This is a genomic window from Streptococcus sp. 3167, assembly GCF_013277175.1.
Taxonomy (GTDB): Bacteria; Bacillota; Bacilli; order Lactobacillales; family Streptococcaceae; genus Streptococcus; species Streptococcus pseudopneumoniae.
In genome coordinates this window covers 21,948-45,320 of sequence record NZ_VMML01000003.1, presented here as the reverse complement: position 1 = coordinate 45,320, position 23,373 = coordinate 21,948, and the positions used below count along the sequence as shown (strand labels likewise).

The window sequence follows — 23,373 nt, the reverse complement described above, 5'->3', positions numbered from 1 at the left end:
AGCTATCATCTGTGTGTACTTTTGCAACATTTGTCAGCACGTCCCTGTACACTTTTGAGAGACCAAAAGTAAAAAGTACCGTCTATTATTGTAACAAAATTTTCCCTTGCTTGTCAAGATATTTTTCTTTTTTTGTTAATTTTAGCTCTTGCTAACTTCTCAAAGTAACTTCCATTTGCCTGACCAAAGTGGAAATTAGTCTAAAACGGATTTTTATAGTGGAATTAAGTATGAGACTTTTCCGTTCCATCGTTGAGAATATGGGAAAAGGCCCGTCAAAGATTTCAAAGGAAATCAAGCGCAATCGCATCATGCATCCAACATCCGTCAAATCTGATTACACGGATTGCCCACTACTCGACAAAGCTCCTGATATCTGTAAAAACGCGTTTTTCTCTTACTAAAAGCTAGGTTGTGGAAAACTGGAAGTTAGTTTTATATTGAATTGAAATAAGACATGAACAAATCTATTGGGAAAGTCAACTTAATTTCTAGAAATGTTTTAATAGCAACAACGTACTATTCTAGTTTCAAGCTACTATAGAAGTTCCTCTTTTCATCTTTTCATTCTCTCAAAAGTCAATCATAAAAGAGGAGGAATCGAAGTTCCTCCTCTTCACTGTTTACTATCGAATCAAGTAAATCAAATCGTTACTCATTCACAATTTTTTCATCAACTTTAGGGTTTAGAGTTGTTCCCCAATGTGTAATTGTACGCTGTTGTACTAGTGGTAAGTCTGTGCGGTTGTAAACTGTACGCCATGGTTCCCATACAAGACCTGTCTTTTCTTGAACCTTGATACGAAGATTACGGACATTTCCTCTAAATTGAATCTCTGTTTGGAAGCCTGAAGTTCTGTTTTTTCCGTTATCTTCCCATTGACGTGAACGGATTTCTGGATTTCCTTGTTCATCATATGTAATTTCATCCCAATAAATGTAGTAACGCGCAACATAAGCACCCTTATGATGAAGTTTCAAGAAGCCATTTTTGTAAGAAGTAACCTTCGTTTCGATATAGTCTGTACTATTTTGTAAAGTTGCTTGGGCATTATCTTTTAGGAAGGCAGTCTTATATGAGATTGGCACAGCTGGACTTTGAGCGCTAAAGTTGGCTCCTTCTCTGATGAGTTCCTTCAAGTTTTCGACTGTTCCTGTGACAACTTTGGCGGCACCGCTAGCATTACCTCCTACAATTACTGCTGTTACAGAAGTATTCTTCAATAGACGGCTCCATTCAGAATTTGGAGCAATTGTTGCACCTTTGATAACCGCATTAATAGCTGCTTTTAATTCAGTAGACTTACTTGTTGACTCAAACTTAACATAGATTTGACGTCCGTAAGAAACGTTTGATACATATACAGGTGGAGTTTGTGAATCAACGCCTCTTTGTTTTAAATCTTCAGGTGTCACACTCTTGTCAAATACAGCTGCTGGATTGGTCGGTGCATCAAATGTCGCTGTATAGTAAATTTGTTTAAAGTTTACAACTTCAATTTGCTTTTCACCCTTTTGCACAGCCTCAAAGTCAATCTTAAGCGGTGCGCCTGCTTTTTCAAAGTCTGCACCAAATTTTGCTTTCAATTGGTTCATGCTATAGGCTGTAGTTGATTCATACTGAACACGGGCAGGAACGGAATGGCTAGATGAGTAATTCTTTGTCCATCTTTCAACCAAGGTATTCATCGCAGACTGCATACCACTAGTTGTAGGATCTGCTTCAATTCGGCTGTCAGACTGAATCATACCAGGTAAATCGACGCTGACTGTCCCCTTTGCACGGGCAAGACTAATCAATTCTGGCTGATTTTCTAGCAGATTTTGGTTGGCTTTATACAAGCCACCTAGGAAGACATTTTGATTTCCATTGATGGAAACATCTGCTGTGCCTGTAGAGAGGGTTTTCTTGATTTTTTCTACAACGACAAACTCTCCATTTTGTTCCTTAGCACTTGTGTTGTAGCGATTTTCTAAGGTTTCTCCCTTGCGAGTTAAAATATCCAAAGGATTATAAGTTAAACCAAAAAGGTAGTCTTTCAATGCTGATGTTTGATTTACTACTGGTGCGGTTCTGTCCTGTCCAACTTGAGTTGTTGCTGAACGGAATACTTCCACTTCTGCCAAGCTCAATGGAGTATTTTTAGTTTTCAACTCCACTTTTACATAACGAGCGTCTTTGGCGGTGAAGAAAACTTCAAGTTCTGCCTTCCCATTCAAACTATCAAAGTGTTGACGAGCAACTTCTTGTTTTGCTTCATTTAACAAAACAACATCAAAATTGGAAAGACGATTAGCTACATTCCCATCTCCACGATTGTAAAGTTTAACTTTTCCAACATTCTCTGTTTTTCCAAGATCAACTTGCCACCAAGCATTGTCTTCAAAGTTTGTGTGCGTTACAGAATGGTGCCCATAGTTACTATCAACATTACCATCCACTGCTCGTGTAGCAGCTCCTCCATAAGCAGTAGAGCTTTGACTAGCTTGTTTTCCACGAGCGATGTTTTCTGTCTCAACTGGACGATTCCCTTGCTCTGTAGCCAAAGCTACTCCCTGAGCGCTCAATAAAAAGGCCGCAACAACAGCACTACACACACCGAGTCCACACTTTTTGACAAAGCGATGCAAACGTTTTTCTTGATTCATTCCTTATTCCTCCATTTTTAAATGAATACGTTTTCCTATTTGTTTATAGTCTATCAAATTTCAAGTAAAAGTCAAGCACAAACCAGCAAAAAAGTCAAGAAAATAAGAAGAAAACGTTTGCTGAATTTTTCTGATATTTTCTTTCGATTTCCAGTAAATACTATAGTTTGGAAACTAGATAACACTTGAAAAACACTAACTTTTTTCTTTTCCTATTTATAGTTTCACTAGATGAGCTTTTTAAAAGAAATATTAGAGATCAATTTCTGAATAAAAATAGCTGGGAACACATCATCTTCCTAATAATACGTCTTGTCTTATGTGACATTTTTATACTCTTCGAAAATCTCTTCAAACCACGTCAACGTCGCCTTGCCGTACTCAAGTACAGCCTGCGGCTAGTTTCCTAGTTTGCTCTTTGATTTTCATTGAGTATTATTTCCATTATTTATACTGATATATAAAATAATACGGAAAACTTCTCAAAAGTAAGAATTTCTTTGACAAACCAAAGAAAACGCTTGCATATTGTTTTACTACATGCTATACTGGTATAGAAATTTATTGATTGGAGAATCATCATGAGAAAAACACCAGCTCAAACTGAGAAAAAAATGGTCTACAGCATCCGTTCCCTCAAAAATGGAACTGGTTCTGTCCTTATCGGCGCAAGCCTTGTCTTGCTTGCCATGGCTACACCAACTATCTCAGCAGACGAAAGTACACCAACCACTAACGCAAATAATAGTGAAACTACTACTGCCCTTGCCCAGCCTCTTACTGATACAGCAACTAGCACTGGTAAGAAAGAAAGCGATTTTTCTTCACCTAATAATGCAAGCGCTTCCCTAGAGAAAGAAGAAAAACCTGCAACAGAGGCGACCACTCCTGTTGCAAGCCCAGCCGATCCAGCACCACAAACTGGACAAGATCGTTCAAGTGAGACAACTACTTCCACTAGTCCAGTAACGACTGAAACTAAGGCAGAAGAGCCCATCGAAGATAACTACTTCCGTATCCATGTCAAAAAACTTCCTGAAAAAAACAAGGATGCTCAAGGACTATGGACTTGGGACGATGTTGAAAAACCATCTGAAAATTGGCCAAACGGAGCCTTGTCCTTCAAGGATGCCAAAAAAGATGACTACGGCTATTACCTAGATGTCAAATTAAAGGGAGAAGAAGCCAAGAAAATTAGCTTCCTCATCAACAATACAGCTGGAAAAAATCTAACCGGCGATAAATCTATAGAAAAACTAGTTCCAAAAATGAACGAGGCTTGGTTAGACCAAGATTACAAGGTTTTCTCTTACGAGCCACAGCCTGCAGGAACTGTTCGCGTCAACTACTACCGCACAGATGGCAACTATGACAAGAAATCTCTCTGGTACTGGGGAGATGTGAAAAATCCAAGTAGCGCTCAATGGCCTGACGGAACAGACTTTACGGCTACAGGCAAATATGGCCGCTATATCGACATTCCTCTTAATGAAGCCGCAAGAGAATTTGGATTTTTATTACTAGATGAGAGCAAACAAGGAGACGACGTGAAAATCCGTAAAGAAGATTATAAATTCACAGATTTGAAAAATCATAGCCAAATTTTCCTAAAAGACGATGACGAATCAATTTACACAAATCCATACTATGTCCATGATATCCGTATGACAGGTGCCCAACACGTAGGAACTTCTAGCATTGAAAGTAGTTTTTCAACACTTGCCGGTGCTAAAAAAGAGGATATCCTCAAACACTCCAACATCACTAATCACCTAGGAAATAAAGTAGCTATCACCGATGTTGCAATAGATGAAGCTGGTAAAAAAGTGACCTACAGCGGAGATTTCTCTGACACAAAACACCCATATACTGTTAGCTACAATTCCGGCCAATTCACTACCAAAACAAGCTGGCGCCTGAAAGATGAGGCTTACAGCTATGATGGTAAACTTGGAGCTGATCTCAAAGAAGAAGGAAAACAAGTTGATTTAACCCTTTGGTCACCAAGTGCTGACAAGGTTTCTGTTGTTGTCTACGACAAGAATGACCCTGAAAAAGTAGTTGGAACTGTCGCTCTTGAAAAAGGGGAAAGAGGAACTTGGAAACAAACTCTAGATAGCACAAACAAATTAGGCATCAAAGATTTCACTGGATACTATTATCAATACCAAATCGAGCGTCAAGGGAAAACTGTTCTTGCACTCGATCCTTACGCTAAATCCCTCGCTGCTTGGAATAGTGACGATGCCAAGATTGACGATGCCCATAAAGTAGCTAAAGCTGCCTTTGTAGATCCAGCCAAACTAGGACCTCAAGACTTGACTTATGGTAAGATTCACAACTTCAAGACTCGTGAAGATGCCGTTATCTACGAAGCTCATGTGCGTGACTTCACTTCAGATCCTGCCATTGCAAAAGACTTAACCAAACCATTTGGTACATTTGAAGCCTTTATTGAAAAACTAGACTACCTCAAAGACTTAGGTGTGACCCACATCCAGCTCCTTCCAGTCTTGTCTTACTACTTTGTCAATGAATTGAAAAACCATGAACGCTTGTCTGACTATGCTTCAAGCAACAGCAACTACAACTGGGGATATGACCCTCAAAACTACTTCTCATTGACTGGTATGTACTCAAGCGATCCTAAGAATCCAGAAAAACGAATCGCAGAATTTAAAAACCTCATCAATGAGATCCACAAACGTGGCATGGGAGCTATCCTAGACGTAGTTTATAACCATACAGCCAAAGTCGATCTCTTTGAAGATTTAGAACCAAACTACTACCACTTTATGGATGCTGATGGGACACCTCGAACTAGCTTTGGTGGTGGACGCTTGGGGACAACCCACCATATGAGCAAACGGATCCTAGTTGACTCTATCAAATATCTAGTTGATACCTACAAAGTGGATGGCTTCCGTTTCGATATGATGGGAGACCATGACGCCGCTTCTATCGAAGAGGCTTACAAGGCTGCACGCGCCCTCAATCCAAACCTAATCATGCTTGGTGAAGGTTGGAGAACCTATGCTGGTGATGAAAATATGCCTACTAAAGCTGCTGACCAAGATTGGATGAAACATACCGATACTGTCGCTGTCTTTTCAGATGACATCCGTAACAACCTCAAATCTGGTTATCCAAACGAAGGTCAACCTGCCTTTATCACAGGTGGCAAGCGTGATGTCAACACTGTCTTCAAAAATCTCATTGCTCAACCAACCAACTTTGAAGCAGACAGTCCTGGAGATGTCATCCAATACATCGCAGCCCATGATAACTTGACCCTCTTTGACATCATTGCCCAGTCTATCAAAAAAGACCCAAGCAAGGCTGAGAACTATGCTGAAATCCACCGTCGTTTACGACTTGGAAATCTCATGGTCTTGACAGCTCAAGGAACTCCATTTATCCACTCCGGTCAGGAATATGGACGTACTAAACAATTCCGTGACCCAGCCTACAAGACTCCAGTAGCAGAGGACAAACAACCAAACAAATCTCACTTATTGCGTGATAAGGATGGCAATCCGTTTGACTATCCTTACTTCATCCATGACTCTTACGATTCTAGCGATGCAGTCAACAAGTTTGACTGGACTAAGGCTACAGATGGAAAAGCATATCCTGAAAATGTCAAGAGCCGTGACTACATGAAAGGTTTGATTGCCCTTCGTCAATCTACAGATGCCTTCCGACTTAAGAGTCTCCAAGATATCAAAGACCGTGTCCACCTCATCACTGTCCCAGGTCAAAATGGCGTGGAAAAAGAGGATGTAGTGATTGGCTACCAAATCACTGCTCCAAACGGTGATATCTACGCAGTCTTTGTCAATGCGGATGAAAAAGCTCGCGAATTTAACTTGGGAACTGCCTTTGCCCACCTCAGAAATGCTGAAGTTTTAGCAGATGAAAACCAAGCAGGACCAGTCGGAATTGCCAACCCTCAAGGACTTGAATGGACTGAAAAAGGCTTGAAATTGAATGCCCTTACAGCCACTGTTCTTCGAGTCTCTCAAAATGGAACTAGCCATGAGTCAACTGCAGAAGAGAAACCAGACTCAACCCCTTCCAAGCCTGAACATCAAAATGAAGCTTCTCACCCTGCACATCAAGATCCAGCTCCAGAAGCTAAACCTGATTCTACTAAACCATCTGCAACAGTAGCTGATGCAGAAAATAAACCTAGCCAAGCTACAACTGGTTCACAAGCTTCACAACCAGCACAAGAAGCACAAGCATCATCTGTAAAAGAAGCGGTTCGAAACGAATCGGTAGAAAACTCTAGCAAGGAAAATATACCTGCAACCCCAGATAAACAAGCTGAACTTCCAAATACAGGAATCAAAAACGAAAACAAACTCCTATTTGCAGGAATCAGCCTCCTTGCGCTCCTTGGTCTCGGTTTCTTACTAAAAAATAAAAAAGAGAACTAAACTAGCCCTCCTATAGAACTATCCCCCAAGCCTTAACGCTCGGGGGATTGATTTTTGCCCTGATAAGCCTATCTATCAAATCATATATTCTACACTATAGGTCGCATCCGAGAGTATTCGTGCCAAAAATTGCTTGGTTCGTTCTTCTTTTGGACGACTAAAGAAATCATGGGCATTATTTTCTTCAACAATTTTCCCACCGTCCATAAAAATAACATGATTGGCTACATCTCTAGCAAAACCCATCTCATGAGTCACTACTACCATAGTAACTCCTTCTTTAGCTAACTGTTTTAAAACATCTAAAACATCCCCTACCAACTCTGGATCCAAGGCCGATGTTGGCTCATCTAATAAAATGACCTCTGGTTTCACAGCAATGGCACGCGCAATACCGATTCGTTGTTGCTGGCCTCCAGAAAGCTGAGAGGGATAGTAAGCTTTATAAGCTAGTAAACCAACTTTTTCTAAGGCAGCTTCCGCACGTTTTGTTGCTTCTTCCTTAGGAATTTTCCGAGCAATAATCAAGCCCTCCAAAATATTTTCCAAGGCCGTTTTATTAGCAAATAAATTATAATGTTGAAAAACGAAAGCAGTCTTCTTGCGAATTTCTAAAATATCTTTTTTAGTCAATTTTCCAAGGTCGTATTCTTTATCAGCAAGCTTCAAAGAGCCACTATCGGCTTTTTCTAAATGATTGAGACATCTGAGAAAAGTCGTTTTACCTGATCCAGATGGCCCCAATATTACAACCACATCCCCTTGGTTGACCTTGAGATTAACATCTCCCAGGACTTGTCTGTCTCCAAATTTTTTTGCAACATGTTCTACTTGTAACATTGTCTCCTCCTATGCTAAACCTGTACTGGGCACTACTTGTCCCTTTCTTCTTTGAATATAGCGTTTCTCTAAGATTGAAAAGCCCCATTGAATCAATCCGCAAATAAGAATGTACTGTAAAAAGATCACAAAATAGGATTCAAAATACTGATAACCATAAGACGCTTCAACACGGGCAATTGCTGTAATATCCTTAATGGTCATCACAAAGACCAAAGAGGTTCCTTTTACAATATTTATGACTAGATTAGCCAGATTGGGCAAGGCTGATTGCAAGGCCTGTGGAAAAACAATCCTCACATAAGCCTGACTAGTGGTTAAACCAATCGCTTGTGCAGCTTCTAATTGTCCCTTATCCACAGTCAAAATAGCCGAACGTAAGATTTCTGATAAACTACCTGTTGTCATCAAACTATAGATAATAAAAGCATAATAGATCGGATTGAGTTTAAAGATATCAACATCACTCCCTATGCTTTTGAGAAATTGATTGAGCAAACTCGGAAACAAACTATAAAAGAAAAGAATCAGCAAAATCGGAGGTGTTGCTCTTATAAAAGCTAGATACACGAGAGAGAAAGTTCGAACACCTTTGACTTTATATATTTGTCCCAGAGCTAAAAACAAGGCTGGTCCAAAACTTAAGACCATGGCTACAATCATAATGATTAAGGTGGTTGGCACCCCTTTTAAGGTCTCTAAAAAAGTTTTCGCAATATAGTCTAAATCCATATCCTATCTCCCTTTCGTTTCCAAAGATTTTTCTAACAAGCGACTCAAGAAGGAAACAGCCAAGGCTACACCCCAATAAAGAATGGCAACCGCTGTATAGGTTTCAAGAGAGTAATTCCCCAAATTGCGACTGATTAAGAGATTCCCAGCTCCCATGACATCCACAAAACCAATCGTATAGGCTAGGGCAGCGTCCCGCATCAAATTTAGAATAGCGGTCGTCATATTTGGAAGAGCCACTTGAAAAGCCTGAGGAAAAATGATTCTCCAAAATGTCTGACTAGGGGTCAGACCAATACTGACTCCAGCTTCCATCTGACCTTTGGGAATTGCCTGATAGGACGCCTTAAATACTTCTGCAATGATAGCCGCAAATAGCAAGACCATGGTGAATAAGACGAAGACCGTCTTAGACCAGTTGTTGATATCTAAATTCAGCCACCATTTTAAAAATTCAGGTAAACCATAAAAAACTAAAAACAGTAAGACAATGGGGGGAGTACAGCGAAGAGTGAAAATATAGCCCTTAGAAAGACCTGCAAAAGTCTTGTCTTCTCCCACTTGAGCCCAAGCCAGTAAGCCACCGAAAAGGGAACCAAGGATTGTAGTAAAAAAGAGAATGGACAAGGTCATCGGAAGAGCCTGCCATAAGGTGGGTAAAAATTGGAACACTCTTGAAAAGTCATATGAAACCATGTAAACCTCTTTCTAATACTCAATGAAAATCAAAAAGCAAACTAGCCGCAGGTTNNGTTGTGGATAGAACTGACAAAGTCAGTAACCATACCTACGGCAAGGCGACGTTGATGCGGTTTGAAGAGATTTTCGAAGAGCATAACATGCCTGATTGCTCATCTAATCTTTATCAACGTAGCTAAAGACATCTTCTTTAAAGTATTTTTGAGAAAGTTTAGCTAGAGTACTGTCTTCTTTTAATTCTTTAATCGCTTTTTCATACTCTTTAGCAAACTTCTCACCCTTTTCATCACGGTGAATCAAGGGATAGGTTGGAATTCCTTTATAAGGGAACCAGCTAAGTTTGTCCGCATATTGGTGGTAAGAACCATCCTCTGCTGTCACTGCTTTTTCAAAAGACAACTTGATGTCAAAGAAAGCATCATAACGTCCTTCTAAAACCCAAGCATAAGCATCTGCCACCTTGAAAGATTCAGCAGCTGTCAACTCAATTGGTGTATCCTTGTGCTTGTCATTATAGCTATTAATCACATTCCACTGGGCATTTTGAGGAGAGATGGGTACTAATTTCCCTTTATTTTTGGCGAAATCATCAATATTCTTATATTTAGCTTCATCTCCTTTTCTGACAGTAAAACCAATAATGCTGGCTCCTACTGGCTCAGATGGAATAATGAATTTCTTAGCCCGTTCATCTGTATACCAAGCACCTTTAGTTCCAATATCGTACTTGCCAGACTCAAGTCCAATCAAGAGATCATCATCACTAGTTCCAGTATACTCAAATTTATAATCTGCTAATTTCTCATCCACCGCCTTTAAAACAGCGACTTCATAACCATCTGATTCCCCTTTTTCGTCAATAAAATCATAAGGGACATAGTTTTGAGTATGGGCAACTTTTAAAGTTGTTACTTGTCCAGACGAAGCTGCATCTGCACCTTTAGCAGATGCTCCCGACAAAGTCCTACCAATAATCGTTGCTCCAAGCACTGCCACAACCGCAACTCCACCAACAATCCATGTTTTCTTACTCATATTCTTCTCCTTTATTTAGCTACTGCTTCTCTCACCCACTGGATACGCTCCACTGCAATATCGTTTGGAATGGTACAATCTGCTCCAAGTATGAGGCCATCTTTCCCTGTTTCTTCTACCAATCGTTTGGTTTCAGCCTGAATTTCTTCCTTACTGCCTCGATAGAGAAGGCCGTCTTTACCGTTTTCAAATCCTCCCAGAACAGCACGACCCTTGAAAATCTCACGACCTTCTTTTAGGCTAATCCCTTCTGGACCAACTGCCCAGTTAAAAACATGAGCTGGATAGTCGGCAAAGATATGAATATCGTTTCGGGCTCCTTCATAGCCACAGATATGAAGGATATTTACCCCACCAACCGACTTAGCCGCATTTAAAACAGTCAGTTCACTCGGCGCAATAATCTCCTGATAGGCTTCAGCAGAAACACGCGCATCCTGAATACTTTGCACACTGAGATAAATACCATCTACTCCTGCATCTTTAATAATAACTTGACTCAAGCTAGCGATATCTTGCGCAATCACATCAAGGACTTTTTTCAATTTCTGAGAATCTTGAACTAAGAAGTCTGCAATGAGATCATCTCCACCAGACACTTCTCCAAGTAACCATTTGAGGTAGGTCACAGGCGCAAAAATATTGTAAATAGCAACAATATCTTCCGTAAACTCCTGCTTAATCTTCTTCACTAATTCTACCTGCTCTCTAATCCACAGATGATCTTCACCCAGAGGTTGAATCTCCGACAGCTCTTGGAGTGACTTTCCTTTGGCAATAACTGGATTTGGATAAGCAAAATAGCCATCACTCATCAACTTGATAAAGTCTGGATGTAGGTCACGGATAAAACGTTTGTGACCTTGTATGTTCTTTTCAATAATCACAGGATTGGAAAATCCCTTTAACCATTCCTCTTCTGATGTAAAGTGGTGCCAAAAACCTACAGGTACACGGCCAACCACTTCTCCTCTAAATGCTTTTAAAACCCAGTCTCTTTTTTCTGACATCTCTATTTTCCATTTCTTTCTTTTTCAACTAATAAAACACTGGCAATATCATTGGTTTGAATAAAGGGAAGACTTCTCTTCTGAAAATCCTGAATCCCATGACATCTTGGCCCTTCCTTACAAGCAAGTCCCTTTGTAAGACTGATCGCAAGTAAGATGACAAAGCCGAGGGCCGTCCCTACCAATAGCCACTTTTTTCTTTTCATAAGGCTCTCCTATTCTAACATAGCAGCCTGACGAATCCAGTCCAATCTTTCTAATTCAAAGTCATCTGGAACCGTGCAATCCGCTCCAAGAAGGACTCCTCTAGTCCCAGCTTCAGCCAACAATCGTTTGGTTTCCTCTTGTAGTGCAGCCTTTCTACCTCCATAAAGCAGGCTCTGCTTCCCATTTTCAAAACCACCCAAGACCGCTTTGCCATGAAATAGCTCCTGACCTTGAGGTAAACTGACTGCTTCATGGTGGGTTGCCCAATTGAAAACCTGGGCTGGATAATCTTTGAAAATAGTCACATTGTTACTGGCACCTTGGAAACCGCAGATATGCAGGATATTTACCCCACCTACCTGATTGGCAGCTTCTAAAACCTTTATGTTACTTGGCTCAATATAGGTCTGATACAATTCTGCTGTGATGCGCTCATCCTGAATTTCTTGTGTACTGAGATAGATTCCATCTGCTCCACCATCCTGAATGATTTTTTTAGTTAGGATAGCGATATCCTCAGCTATCACGTCTAAAACATCCCTGAATAGCTCTGGATTTTCAAGAAAAAGATCTGAAACCTCCTTATCACCTCTAGAAGTCTCTGTACGAAACCACCTTTTCAAATAGGAGATCGGAGAAAAAATATTGTAAAATGATGCAATGTCCTCAGTGAAGGTTGCTCGAATAGCCTCTACCACTTCTACTTGTTGCTGAATCCAAGGATGGTTTTCACCAATCGACTCAATAGAAGCTAATTCCTGAAGACTTGTAACCTTAGGACTGTAGACATTACTTGGATAAATGAAAAATCCGTCACTCATCATTTTGACAAAATCAGGATGGATTCTTTCCACGTACTTCCGATGTCCCTCTACACTTTTTTGAAAGATACGTGGATTATTTAAACCTTGTCCTTTTTCCTCCAGTGTTACAAAATGAAACCAAAAGCCAACAGGAACCCGTTCCACCTCTTCTCCTCGAATAGCTCTAAAAACTAGCTCTCTTTTACTTGTCATACTTCTCTCCTTCCATTTGGATTGAAACCATCTTACCACTCCTTTTGACCTTTTCCCAATATATATTGACTATCGACTTGATTGGGATTGTTTATATCAATAGAGAAAAAAATCTCTGAAAAGCTTGATTTTACTAGCTTTTCAGAGATTTTTTCTGTTTATTGCTTTTTTAAAATAGTTGTTATATAGATTTTTTATCAGCCTGATTAGTATTTTTTATTAAGCCTCTTTCATGGCAAAGTAAGCCCGGACTTTGGGTGCTACTTGTGTTCCGAATAGTTCAATAGCTCTCAGAACCTGATCATGAGGCATAGAACCAAGAGGTAGGTGCAACATGAAGCGGTCCAAATCTAAATCCTCTATCATGCGAATCAATTTTTCGGCCACCTGATCTGGATTGCCCACAAACATGGCGCCATTTGATCCTACCTGCTCCAAATATTGCTTATAACGCAATTCTTGCCAGTGTGGACGGTCTTTGGAAATAGCATCCACTACTTGCTTGGTCGGATGGAAATAATCTTTCACAGCCTGCTCGCCATCTTCAGCAATCCAACCCCAAGAATGGACCCCAACCTTTAGTTCATGAATGGCATGGTCTGCTTCGCTCCCAATCTCACGATAAGCCTGAATCAACTTTTTAAAATAACGAGGGTTACCACCAATAATGGCATAGACAATCGGTAGGCCTGCCTGAGCAATCTTTACTGTTGATTCGACATGACCACCTGTCGCTATCCACAAGGGTAATTTGTCCTGAACTGGACGAGGATAAACTTCTTTACCAGCAATCGTTTGGGTCAATCGACCTTTCCAGTCTAGCTTTGTCTTTTCATTGACTAACTGGAGCAAGTCTAATTTCTCATCAAAAAGGGCTTCGTAGTCTTTCAAATCATAGCCAAACAGAGGAAATGATTCCGTGAAAGAACCCCTTCCAGCCATAATCTCCGCACGTCCATTTGACAAAGCATCGATAGTGGCATATTGTTGGAATAAGCGAATCGGATCCATACTCGAGAGAATGCTGACTGCACTGGTCAAACGGATTTTCTTGGTATTGACTGCCCCAGCTGCCAGGACAATCTCTGGGGCTGATACTGCAAAATCCTCTCGATGGTGCTCACCAATCCCATACACATCCAAACCAACCTTGTCAGCCAGTTCAACCTCTGCTAGCAACTGGCGAATGCGTTCGTCATGACTGTAAGTTTGCCCAATCCCTTCAAGCTCCGTTGTTTCCCCAAATGTTGAAATTCCCAATTCTACCATATCCATTATCCCTATCTACTCTGTCCTCCAATTTGAAAAATTATTCTAATACTCAATGAAAATCAAAGAGCAAACTAGGAAGCTAGCCGCAGGCTGCTCAAAGCACTGTTTTGAGGTTGCAGATAAGACTGACGGAGTCAGCTCAAAGCACTGCTTTGAGGTGGTAGATAGAACTGATGAAGTCAGCTCAAAATACTGTTTTGAGGTTGCAGATGGATGCTAACCTGATTTGAAGAGATTTTCGAAAAAGATTAAATATACTCTACAATTTGCTCAATCAATTCTGGGTCGTCTAAACCTGTAACTTGTATAACAACATCTTTGACTGATTGTTTAGCCAACAATTCACCTAATCGAATACTTTCTTCATCATTTACATCGCGATAGTCAAAGGCATAGCCAACTGTTTTAAGTAGGTTTTTATATGACAAACTGAGTTCTTTCAATTCACGTATCGGCCGGATGAATCGTTCATTATAGCCTAATTTTCGGATTGGAGTACGAGCTACGCGACTAACCTCGTCCACTATGAAAGGATTTTCAAACCGTTCTATAATGACTTTGTGATAATTCTCCAATTCTTTTTTATCAAAGTTCCATTTGGCAATCAAGAGACTCCGAATTTCAGTTAATACAGATTCAATCCGAGATTTGATATTAGGATTTTGAAGAGCTTCCAAAATTGTCTTGGCACCATAATGCGCACCAATGTAAGCTGAAGTTGCATGTCCAGAATTGACTGAAAAAAGTTTTCGCTCAATAAAGGGTTCTAAATCTTCTTCATAATGCACATCTTTTAGACGTAAATCTGGATTTTTAAGACGCTTGGTTTCCACGACCCATTCATTAAAGGGTTCGACCACAACAAAAAGGGAATCTTCGTGACTTTGTGCTGGAACAATCCTGTCTACTGCAGCATTTGGAAAACCTATGTAGTTATCAGCAAATGTCAAACCTTCCGGACTTAAATATTTCTTGACTTCTTGATAAAGAAATTGAGACCCGCCAATCATATTTTCACAGGCCATAACATCCAATGCCTGTGTATTTCCTGCAACTCGGCGAGCTTCGATTCCTTTGGCTAGAAGTTCAGCGATAAAAGGGAGTATATTAGGTCCGATTGCAGTAGTAATAATATCCGTCTTTTGAATCGCTTCAATGACTTGCTCAGGGTCTTCTTTGCTATTAATGCCAGCCACATTAGTTACTTCTATACGAGACTGTCCTTTCTGTGCAATTTCAATTTCATACTTGCCCTTTTCATTTAGAGCATGAATTATCTGATTATTGACATCCACAAAATCAATATGGAAACCATTTTTAAATAGAATTTCACCTATAAAACCACGACCGATATTACCGGCACCAAAATGAACAGAATGTTTCATTCAATTTCTCCTTTTCCTATTTGAGGGACATATATACTAGATAACAAATGACTAAATTCAATTATTCAACAGCATCAAATAAGCGCAATACTTCCTCTTTTGACTGAGCATCTGCTAGTTTAAGAACATTATCTACATCTGCACAGAAGATAGAAATTTTCTGAATAATTTCTAAGTGTTCATTACCAATACCAGCAATACCAAAAAGAACCGTTGCCACTTGAGGGTTAGATACATTCCCAAAATCAACCCCTCTAGGGACTTGAACGACTGTAATACCAGACTTGAGGACATCATTTTTTGCTGCATCTGTTCCATGCGGTATGGCGATAAAGTTACCCATGTAAACAGATAGCTCTTTATCTCGCTCAATCATGGCTTCAATATAGTCTTCATTAACATATCCACCCTCATAAAGAACTTGCCCACAATAACAAATAGCTTCCTCCTTGTTAGAAAATTGTTTATTAAGCTTAATCAAATGTTTTTCAAGTTTCATATTAGTTCTCCAATTTCTTAATTTTTTCGTTAAAAATAGTATTTAGCATCTGATAAATAATGGATTGATTTCCCGTCTTGTAAATCTCTGTATAAAGATGATTTTCAATAATCGACTGACTGATAGCTGTCATTAAATCTCTCGCTTCCTCGCTAGCTTCTTTAGACATTAGCATTAGCAGACACCTTTTGACCTCTTCTTCCTCTCGTTTCATTGACAATGCGGAGATAGGTAGTTTGAGTTCAAACATAGTAAAACTATTTGTTGTTACTTTGCTAGACTGACTATGTAAAAGCACCAGACCAGTATTAGGAATAGCCATAGGACTATTCTGGAAGTGAGATAACAATTTTCTTGTTAGGTAATCTCTGTCACTCACATTCTTCTGATATTGGATGATTTGTTCTACCGTGTGCTCAAATGATTGATTATTCTCCAATTGAACCAACTCGAATTGACTCAAAAGCTGACTACTAGATATTAAATAATCTTGCAAGTCATAACTTTTCTCTGGAGCGATAGCATCACGCGCGACAATTGTACGATGTGCCTGTACATACTGAAGTCGTTCCTGTAATTCAAGCAGTTCTTTGACGGTTGGAAAACTAGAAATTACATCGATTTCCTGATTAGTCAGCGGCTTGGTAGATAAAATATAATCATACTGACTGAGATCAATACTATGGTAATCTACTAGAGACTGAATATCTATCAACTCTACAAAAGGAGCAACACTCTTAATTTTACTGACTAATAAATCTCTAGTGACCCGACGTTCATCCGTTAAAAGCAAAACACGGACTGGATAAATCTCTGGACTACGGCCTAAGCTAGAGATAAAATGTAGGGCAATCATGCCATACTCATACTCTGTATGAAGATATTTCGGAAAAATATCATTCACTAAAAGACTGATGACTGTATAAAGAAATTTATTCCTTTCAACTAAAATCTGGACAGATTCTGGCAAATTTTCACCCTGAAAAAGGATAGGGACGCCTAAACTGAGCCGAATATGATGGAAAAGAAAATTGAATAAAACCTTGTCCTTAAAAAAGTCAATCTTGGTATACATGGAAACCGTATCAATCAGATTTGAAATATTGTAGAAAAATTCACCATCAAATTTCTCCGTAAAGAGCGGATTGTCCTGACGTTTAATGATTAATTCATCCAAGATGCTCGCAAAATAGATAATTTCCTGAATACTATAAAATTGTGCAGTCTGCTTAGAGTAAGCTTGAAAAATTTTTTGAGAAATTTCCAAAGCCTGCTTACTAGTATTAGGTGAATTTTCAATGTTTTGCTCCTGACCTATAAGAGATAACAAGATCGCAAAAAACATCTTCATCCTAGCATCCATATCTGGAAAACCTGACAGTTGCTTATTAACAATCTGACTGGCCAGCCTAGTTCTATCTGCTTCTAAAATATCAAAGCTCCCAAAATTACCGGTTGAAAAATCTGCTACTGAGATACAGTTTGTCAGTAAAATAGCCAAAAATCTTCTCTTACCAACTGAATCACCAGAAATACGATAACCTTTTTGTCGTTCAATTTTCAGATCAAAGTCTAAAAGACGCTTATCAATATCTGAAATATCCTGAATAATAGTTACATTACTGACTTTCATGCACTCTTGCAATGCTTCATTGGTGACAAAACCACTCTCAGTCAGAAGGCGATAGGTAATCAACTCTTGTCTTTCTTGGGGACTATACTCAACTAACACTTCAAGTTCTGTCGGCAAATCATCCAACTCTCCAGTCAAAATATAGTATTTCCCATGCTTCGTTATTTCGATTCCATATTGCTCCATGCTATCTGTCAAATCTGATAAAGTTCGATAAATTGTTCTAGATGAAACCTGTAAGATTTCAGTCATGTCTTGCATTGAAAGCTTCCCTACATGTAGGAAAGCCTTCAATAATTGTTCTTCTCGTTTGGTTAATAGCATTCGTAATTTAGAAACCTCTAGTTCTATTTGTACATTCTAACAGCCATTTTGTCATATTCTGGTGTTGTTACTAAACTATCCACAATAAGAAATTGAGAATTCGGTGCTGTTTGCTGCACTTCTGCCTGTAAAGAAATAGTTGTTACAATCATTATGTTTTTAGAATTAAATTCACCTAATTCTGAAATTTTGGCAGTAGAAACTGGAATACGAATATTCTTGTTTCTAAAGATAGCCCGAATCGTTTCACAGCCCATAGTTGCAGATCCCTGTGCTTTACCATAAGCAACTACTACAGCATCAATATGGTTAAGGTCAATTTCCTGACTATCTACTGGTGCTGAAGTTGATATATCTCCTTCAATTTCTGCTATTGGAGAAGCTCCTGTTAATGAAGCTACAATTTCATCATAACGAGGGGACGCTAAGAAATTATCAACAGAAACATGAATAGCACTTGGACTCTTGTCTTTAGCTCTTGGTGTCAGTTCTTCCTGAGTAACAATTAATGTTTTTGGTGTATCAAGCAAATTTGAGATTGCCTGATTAGATACTGGAATCTCTAGACCTGCTTTTTTAACCTTATCTCGAAGAATACTAGCTCCCATAGCAGAGCTTCCCATACCAGCATCGCAGGCGAAAATGATTTTTTCCACTGAGTCTGTCGAAACAACTGCATCAACAGAAGTTGATACTAACTGACCTTTAGACTGAGCCTTAGCTGCTTGGGTAGCCGCCTGAGCAGCTTCGAGCGAATCCTCAGTTGACTTGTCTGCATGAAGAATAAGGGCTGCTACAAGGAAAGAAACAACTGCTGCCACTAAAACACCTAGAAGAACATTTAGATGGGGCCAAACGCCTTTTGGCGCCGTAGCCATAATCGCAATAATAGAACCTGGTGAAGCTGGAGATTTAAGACCAGCGTCTAAGAGTTGAAAAGTAAAAGTTCCAGAGATACCTCCTGCCATAGCAGCTAAAAATAGAGTAGGCTTCATCATAACATAAGGAAAGTAAATTTCATGAATCCCTCCGAAGAAATGAATAAGCATTGCCCCCCAAGAAGAAGATTTAGCAGAACCTTTACCGAATACAGCATAAGCTAATAGAATTCCCAGGCCTGGTCCAGGATTAGCTTCCAATAGGAAGAGAATTGACTTACCAGCTTGAGCTACCTGTTCTACTCCCAGAGGAGTAAAAATGCCATGATTGAGGGCATTATTGAGGAAAAGGACTTTAGCCGGTTCGATGATAATATTAGCTATAGGAAGGAGGCGAGCATTAACAATAGCCTCAACACCATTCCCAACAGCTCCAGTAAGAGTCGATACGACTGGACCGATTGCGTAGAAAGCCAAAAGCAATAATGCAAAACCAACGAGACCAGCTGAGAAATTATTAACTAACATTTCAAATCCGGGACGAATTTTTTCCTGGAACTTTTCATCAAATTTCTTGATAGTCCATCCTCCCAGTGAGCCCATTACCATAGCTCCGATAAACATAGGAACACTAGAACCTGTGATTGCACCAACAGTAGCAATAGCTCCTACAACGGCACCACGTTGACCATGGATCATATATCCACCTGTGTAACCAATCAGGATTGGCAATAAATACGTTAACATAGGACCAACAACAGTAGCTAACTGTTCATTTGGCAGATAGCCATCAGCGATAAAGAGGGCAGTCAACACTCCCCAAGCAATAAATGCTCCAATATTGGGCATAACCATATTTGAAAGCGATGTCCCTAGTTTTTGAACTCTGACTTTCAATGATACTTTTTCTTCCATTAGGATCATCCTCCTTTTCTTAAAACTAGTATATACAAAGTTAAAAACCTTTAAAACTAAAGTTTTGTCACAGATTTTGTGCCAAAACTTTACTTTTGACGAGGCTGGGCAAAAAGGCTTAAAAATGATAAAACGCATCATATCAGGTGTACAAAACCTTAATATGATGCGTTTTATCATGGAAAGATTTACTGAATTTTCTCTTCAAATTGAGTTTTTGCCCAGCTTCCTCTTTTTATAGTAGTTTGAAATAAGATACGAACAAATCAATTGGAAAATTCAAATTAATTTCTAGAAATATTTTAGTATTCCTGTGTACTGTTCTAAATTCAATCTGCTATAATTATTGAAAAGTAAACCCCTATCATCATTTGTAACATAAAAAATAGGCTGTAAAACCTTATAGGATAAACCTATGGCTTTACGCCCGTATATTCATAGATTCTATTCTACCGTTACTGATTTAGCAAGGTTACGTGGTTTGTCCACATCAAGACCACGGTGGAGGGTTGCAAAGTAAGCGACCAATTGTGTTGGTACGACCATTGAAATTGGTGAGAGGTAAGGGTGTACAGTCGTAAGGACGATATCGTCTGTCTCTTTAGCAACATTTTCTTCTGCGATAGTGAGGACTTTTGCACCACGGGCTGCCACCTCTTGGATATTTCCACGAGTGTGGTTGGCAAGGACTGGATCTGACAAGAGAGTCAAAACAGGTGTTCCTTCTTCAATCAAGGCAATAGTTCCGTGCTTGAGTTCTCCTGCCGCAAAGCCTTCACACTGGATGTAAGAAATCTCTTTAAGTTTGAGACTTGCTTCCATGGCTACGTAGTAATCTTGACCACGTCCGATGTAAAAGGCGTTACGAGTTGTTTCAAGTAGCTCACGAACCTTGACTTCAATGGTTTCTTTCTCTGAAAGAGTTGATTCGATAGACTGAGCTACGATTGACAACTCATGAACTAAATCAAAGGCTTGCGCTTTGGCATTGCCATTTGCTTCTCCGACTGCTTTTGCAAGGAAGGCAAGGGCTGCAATTTGCGCTGTATAGGCCTTGGTTGAGGCTACGGCAATTTCAGGACCTGCGTGAAGGAGCATGGTATGGTTAGCTTCACGTGAAAGGGTTGAACCTGGGACATTTGTCACTGTCAAGCTTGGGATTCCCATTTCATTAGCCTTGACCAAAACCTGACGGCTATCCGCTGTTTCACCAGACTGGCTGATAAAGATGAAAAGTGGTTTCTTGCTGAGAAGTGGCATACCGTAGCCCCACTCAGATGAGATTCCAAGTTCAACTGGCGTATCTGTCAATTCTTCCAACATTTTCTTAGAAGCAAATCCTGCGTGGTAAGATGTTCCAGCTGCAAGGATGTAGATACGGTCTGCGTCTTGAACAGCCTTGATAATAGCTGGGGCTACGACAACTTGACCAGCCTCATCTGTGTAGGCTTGGATAAGTTTCCGCATAACCGTTGGTTGCTCGTCAATTTCCTTGAGCATGTAGTAAGGATAAGTTCCCTTACCGATATCTGACAAGTCAAGTTCTGCAGTATAGCTAGCACGTTCACGACGATTGCCATCATAGTCTTGAACTTCTACGCTATCTGCCTTGACGATTACCAACTCTTGGTCATGAATTTCCATATATTGATTAGTCTCACGAATCATAGCCATAGCATCTGAACAGACCATGTTATAGCCTTCTCCAAGACCAATCAAAAGTGGTGATTTATTCTTAGCTACGTAGATAACTTCAGGATCTTGTGAGTCAACCAAGGCAAAAGCATAAGAACCACGGATGATGTGAAGAGCTTTTTTGAAAGCTTCAAGAACTGACAAGCCATCTTCTTCCGCAAATTTTCCGATCAAGTGAACGGCGATTTCCGTATCTGTTTGCCCTTTGAAGTTGTGCCCCGCAAGGTATTCTTCCTTGATTTCAAGATAGTTCTCAATCACCCCGTTATGCACCAAGACAAAACGTTCAGTCTCAGAGCGGTGTGGGTGAGCATTGTCTTCCGTTGGTTTTCCGTGAGTCGCCCAACGAGTATGTCCAATACCAGTTGTTCCCTCCACACCAGCTGTCTTAGCAGACAATTCTGCAATACGGCCAACCGCCTTGACCAGATGATTTTCAGCACCACCTAGGACAAAAATTCCCGCAGAATCATAGCCACGGTATTCAAGCTTTTCAAGCCCTTGAATCAAAATATCAGTTGCATTTGTGTTTCCAACAACACCAACAATTCCACACATAGTATATACGACACAGACAAGCTGTGCTTTCTCCTTAAAATTGGTATAGTCTAATTCTTCTTTTATAGAATCAGCAAAAACAGTATATACTTGTTTTTTTCACTTGTCAAGAGTAAAAATTGGTATAGTTCACATTAACTTCTTGTAAACAAAAAACTCTGACCAATTAGGATAATCAGTCAGAGTCCTTTTTAAAATCCATTATTATCGCTTAATTCCTTGAACCAGTGCCCTGATTTCTTCAGACGGCGTTCTTGCGTTTTCAAGTCCAATTCAACCAAACCATAGCGATTTTTATAGCTGTTGAGCCATGACCAACAGTCAATAAAGGTCCAAATTAAGTAGCCCTTACAATTGGCTCCGTCTTCAATAGCACGGTAAAGTTCGCGAAGATGACCTTTTACAAAGTCAATACGGTAATCATCTTGAATCATTCCATTCTCACGGAATTTTTCTTCCCCTTCAACACCCATACCATTCTCTGTCAACATCCACTCAATATTGCCATAGTTTTCCTTGATATTTTGGGCAATGTCATAAATCCCTTGCTCATAAATCTCCCAGCCACGGTGAGGATTAATTTTACGTCCAGGCATCACATAAGGCTCATAAAAATGTTCTGGTAAGAGTGGACTCTCTGGATGCTTCGCAAATCGAGGAGCCATAACACGCAAAGGTTGATAGTAGTTGACACCAAGGAAGTCCACCGTATTGTCACGAATGAGCTCCAACTCCTCCTCTGTAGCATCAGGCAAGAGCCCGTATTCATGCAAGATTTCTACCAACTCCTGTGGATAAGTCCCCAAAACAGACGGATCTAAGAAAGATTGGGCCTGAAAAAGGTCCGCAATACGAGCCGCCTTGACATCAGCAGGATGCTGGCTACGTGGATAAGCCGGTGTCAAGTTTAAGACAATCCCAATCTTGGAATCAGGCAAGAGTTCATGACAGGCCTTAACCGCCCGACTGCTGGCCAATTGTGTATAATAAGCTACTTTAACCGCTACCTCTGCATCCACCTTATGTGGATAATGGGCATCGTAAAAATAGCCAAATTCTACTGGAACGATTGGCTCGTTAAAGGTAATCCATTGATCCACTAAATCTCCATAAGTCTCAAAACAAAAACGAGCATAGTCTTCATAGGCTGAGACTGTCGCCTTATTTTCCCAACCATCCCCATCCTCTTGAAGGGCAAAAGGCAAATCAAAATGATAAAGATTGACTAACAGACGAATCCCTTTGGCCTTAATAGCCTCAAAAACCTTACGGTAAAAATCTACACCCTGAGAATTGACTTTTCCACGTCCTTGTGGAAAAATCCGTGACCACTGAATAGAAGTTCGAAAGGCCGTGTGACCAGTTTCTAACAGGAGGTCGATATCCTGTTCCCAATTTTCATAAAAGGTCGATGTTTTATCTGGACCAATCCCATTATAGTATCGATTTGGCTCCACTCGGTACCAATAATCCCAGAGATTATCTCCCTTACCGTCACCAGCTACACGTCCTTCTGTTTGTGGTCCAGAAGTAGAGGATCCCCAGACAAAATCCTTTGGAAATCTTAGCATACATTTACCTCTT

At 40.0% G+C, this 23,373-nt stretch carries 17 protein-coding genes and 1 pseudogene; 3 read left to right on the top strand and 15 right to left on the bottom strand.

Annotated features, from left to right (window positions below; all coding sequences use genetic code 11):
- Positions 1-239: 239 nt before the first annotated feature.
- Positions 240-386, top strand: a pseudogene (locus tag HT678_RS00340) (IS30 family transposase); the annotation flags it as partial.
- 265 nt (positions 387-651) lie between these two features.
- Here HT678_RS00340 and HT678_RS00335 read toward each other — a convergent pair.
- Positions 652-2,649 (bottom strand): thiol-activated cytolysin family protein, encoded by a 1,998-nt coding sequence (locus HT678_RS00335; protein ID WP_172924504.1) that lies wholly within the window; start codon positions 2,647-2,649, stop codon positions 652-654.
- 581 nt (positions 2,650-3,230) lie between these two features.
- Here HT678_RS00335 and spuA point away from each other — a divergent pair.
- Complete coding sequence (spuA, locus tag HT678_RS00330; RefSeq protein WP_172924503.1) at positions 3,231-7,091, top strand: LPXTG-anchored pullulanase SpuA; 3,861 nt, start codon at positions 3,231-3,233, stop codon at positions 7,089-7,091.
- Between the two features lie 75 nt (positions 7,092-7,166).
- Here the strand turns inward: spuA and HT678_RS00325 are convergent, their stop codons facing one another.
- From HT678_RS00325 to HT678_RS00290, 8 genes are all read right to left on the bottom strand, one after another.
- On the bottom strand, positions 7,167-7,931 hold the full coding sequence (locus HT678_RS00325) for an amino acid ABC transporter ATP-binding protein (RefSeq protein ID WP_000942261.1): 765 nt from the start codon (positions 7,929-7,931) through the stop codon (positions 7,167-7,169).
- 9 nt (positions 7,932-7,940) lie between these two features.
- Entirely contained in the window at positions 7,941-8,663 is a 723-nt protein-coding gene (locus HT678_RS00320) for an amino acid ABC transporter permease (protein ID WP_000362517.1), read from the bottom strand.
- A gap of 3 nt (positions 8,664-8,666) precedes the next feature.
- Positions 8,667-9,359: an amino acid ABC transporter permease gene (locus tag HT678_RS00315; RefSeq protein WP_004256697.1), complete on the bottom strand. Its 693-nt coding sequence runs from the start codon at positions 9,357-9,359 to the stop codon at positions 8,667-8,669.
- A 159-nt stretch (positions 9,360-9,518) separates the two neighbouring features.
- Entirely contained in the window at positions 9,519-10,397 is an 879-nt protein-coding gene (locus HT678_RS00310; RefSeq protein WP_172924502.1) for a transporter substrate-binding domain-containing protein, read from the bottom strand.
- An 11-nt stretch (positions 10,398-10,408) separates the two neighbouring features.
- On the bottom strand, positions 10,409-11,407 hold the full coding sequence (locus HT678_RS00305) for a uroporphyrinogen decarboxylase family protein (RefSeq protein ID WP_172924501.1): 999 nt from the start codon (positions 11,405-11,407) through the stop codon (positions 10,409-10,411).
- 2 nt (positions 11,408-11,409) lie between these two features.
- Entirely contained in the window at positions 11,410-11,613 is a 204-nt protein-coding gene (locus HT678_RS00300; protein WP_000823549.1) for a hypothetical protein, read from the bottom strand.
- Positions 11,614-11,622: 9 nt separating this feature from the next.
- A complete protein-coding gene (locus tag HT678_RS00295) occupies positions 11,623-12,630 on the bottom strand; it encodes a uroporphyrinogen decarboxylase family protein (protein WP_000202171.1) in 1,008 nt (335 codons plus the stop codon).
- A 219-nt stretch (positions 12,631-12,849) separates the two neighbouring features.
- The gene (locus HT678_RS00290; protein ID WP_172924506.1) at positions 12,850-13,899 is read right to left on the bottom strand and encodes an LLM class flavin-dependent oxidoreductase; all 1,050 of its coding nucleotides are present in this window, start codon (positions 13,897-13,899) and stop codon (positions 12,850-12,852) included.
- Positions 13,900-13,954: 55 nt separating this feature from the next.
- On the opposite strand from HT678_RS00290, the gene HT678_RS11340 reads away from it, so the two are divergent.
- Positions 13,955-14,122, top strand: a complete 168-nt coding sequence (locus HT678_RS11340; protein ID WP_023932522.1) for a hypothetical protein — start codon at positions 13,955-13,957, stop codon at positions 14,120-14,122.
- 28 nt (positions 14,123-14,150) lie between these two features.
- On the opposite strand, the gene HT678_RS00280 is transcribed toward HT678_RS11340, so the two are convergent.
- From HT678_RS00280 to bglA, 6 genes are all read right to left on the bottom strand, one after another.
- The gene (locus HT678_RS00280; RefSeq protein ID WP_000682964.1) at positions 14,151-15,287 is read right to left on the bottom strand and encodes a mannitol-1-phosphate 5-dehydrogenase; all 1,137 of its coding nucleotides are present in this window, start codon (positions 15,285-15,287) and stop codon (positions 14,151-14,153) included.
- 61 nt (positions 15,288-15,348) lie between these two features.
- Entirely contained in the window at positions 15,349-15,786 is a 438-nt protein-coding gene (locus HT678_RS00275; protein WP_000764149.1) for a PTS sugar transporter subunit IIA, read from the bottom strand.
- Between the two features lies 1 nt (position 15,787).
- On the bottom strand, positions 15,788-17,743 hold the full coding sequence (locus tag HT678_RS00270) for a transcription antiterminator (protein ID WP_001864364.1): 1,956 nt from the start codon (positions 17,741-17,743) through the stop codon (positions 15,788-15,790).
- 23 nt (positions 17,744-17,766) lie between these two features.
- Positions 17,767-19,536: a PTS mannitol-specific transporter subunit IIBC gene (locus HT678_RS00265; protein WP_023939117.1), complete on the bottom strand. Its 1,770-nt coding sequence runs from the start codon at positions 19,534-19,536 to the stop codon at positions 17,767-17,769.
- Positions 19,537-19,980: 444 nt separating this feature from the next.
- A complete protein-coding gene (gene glmS, locus HT678_RS00260) occupies positions 19,981-21,789 on the bottom strand; it encodes a glutamine--fructose-6-phosphate transaminase (isomerizing) (RefSeq protein WP_000334290.1) in 1,809 nt (602 codons plus the stop codon).
- 191 nt (positions 21,790-21,980) lie between these two features.
- Positions 21,981-23,360 (bottom strand): 6-phospho-beta-glucosidase, encoded by a 1,380-nt coding sequence (bglA, locus tag HT678_RS00255; protein ID WP_101514829.1) that lies wholly within the window; start codon positions 23,358-23,360, stop codon positions 21,981-21,983.
- Positions 23,361-23,373 lie beyond the last annotated feature (13 nt).

Excerpts from the sequence above, each read along its gene's own strand:
- HT678_RS00335 (WP_172924504.1), bottom strand. The coding sequence starts at position 2,649 with ATGAATCAAGAAAAACGTTTGCATCGCTTTGTCAAAAAGTGTGGACTC.
- spuA (WP_172924503.1), top strand. The coding sequence starts at position 3,231 with ATGAGAAAAACACCAGCTCAAACTGAGAAAAAAATGGTCTACAGCATC.
- HT678_RS00325 (WP_000942261.1), bottom strand. The coding sequence starts at position 7,931 with ATGTTACAAGTAGAACATGTTGCAAAAAAATTTGGAGACAGACAAGTC.
- HT678_RS00320 (WP_000362517.1), bottom strand. The coding sequence starts at position 8,663 with ATGGATTTAGACTATATTGCGAAAACTTTTTTAGAGACCTTAAAAGGG.
- HT678_RS00315 (WP_004256697.1), bottom strand. The coding sequence starts at position 9,359 with ATGGTTTCATATGACTTTTCAAGAGTGTTCCAATTTTTACCCACCTTA.
- HT678_RS00310 (WP_172924502.1), bottom strand. The coding sequence starts at position 10,397 with ATGAGTAAGAAAACATGGATTGTTGGTGGAGTTGCGGTTGTGGCAGTG.
- HT678_RS00305 (WP_172924501.1), bottom strand. The coding sequence starts at position 11,407 with ATGTCAGAAAAAAGAGACTGGGTTTTAAAAGCATTTAGAGGAGAAGTG.
- HT678_RS00300 (WP_000823549.1), bottom strand. The coding sequence starts at position 11,613 with ATGAAAAGAAAAAAGTGGCTATTGGTAGGGACGGCCCTCGGCTTTGTC.
- HT678_RS00295 (WP_000202171.1), bottom strand. The coding sequence starts at position 12,630 with ATGACAAGTAAAAGAGAGCTAGTTTTTAGAGCTATTCGAGGAGAAGAG.
- HT678_RS00290 (WP_172924506.1), bottom strand. The coding sequence starts at position 13,899 with ATGGTAGAATTGGGAATTTCAACATTTGGGGAAACAACGGAGCTTGAA.
- HT678_RS11340 (WP_023932522.1), top strand. The coding sequence starts at position 13,955 with ATGAAAATCAAAGAGCAAACTAGGAAGCTAGCCGCAGGCTGCTCAAAG.
- HT678_RS00280 (WP_000682964.1), bottom strand. The coding sequence starts at position 15,287 with ATGAAACATTCTGTTCATTTTGGTGCCGGTAATATCGGTCGTGGTTTT.
- HT678_RS00275 (WP_000764149.1), bottom strand. The coding sequence starts at position 15,786 with ATGAAACTTGAAAAACATTTGATTAAGCTTAATAAACAATTTTCTAAC.
- HT678_RS00270 (WP_001864364.1), bottom strand. The coding sequence starts at position 17,743 with ATGCTATTAACCAAACGAGAAGAACAATTATTGAAGGCTTTCCTACAT.
- HT678_RS00265 (WP_023939117.1), bottom strand. The coding sequence starts at position 19,536 with ATGGAAGAAAAAGTATCATTGAAAGTCAGAGTTCAAAAACTAGGGACA.
- glmS (WP_000334290.1), bottom strand. The coding sequence starts at position 21,789 with ATGTGTGGAATTGTTGGTGTTGTTGGAAACACAAATGCAACTGATATT.
- bglA (WP_101514829.1), bottom strand. The coding sequence starts at position 23,360 with ATGCTAAGATTTCCAAAGGATTTTGTCTGGGGATCCTCTACTTCTGGA.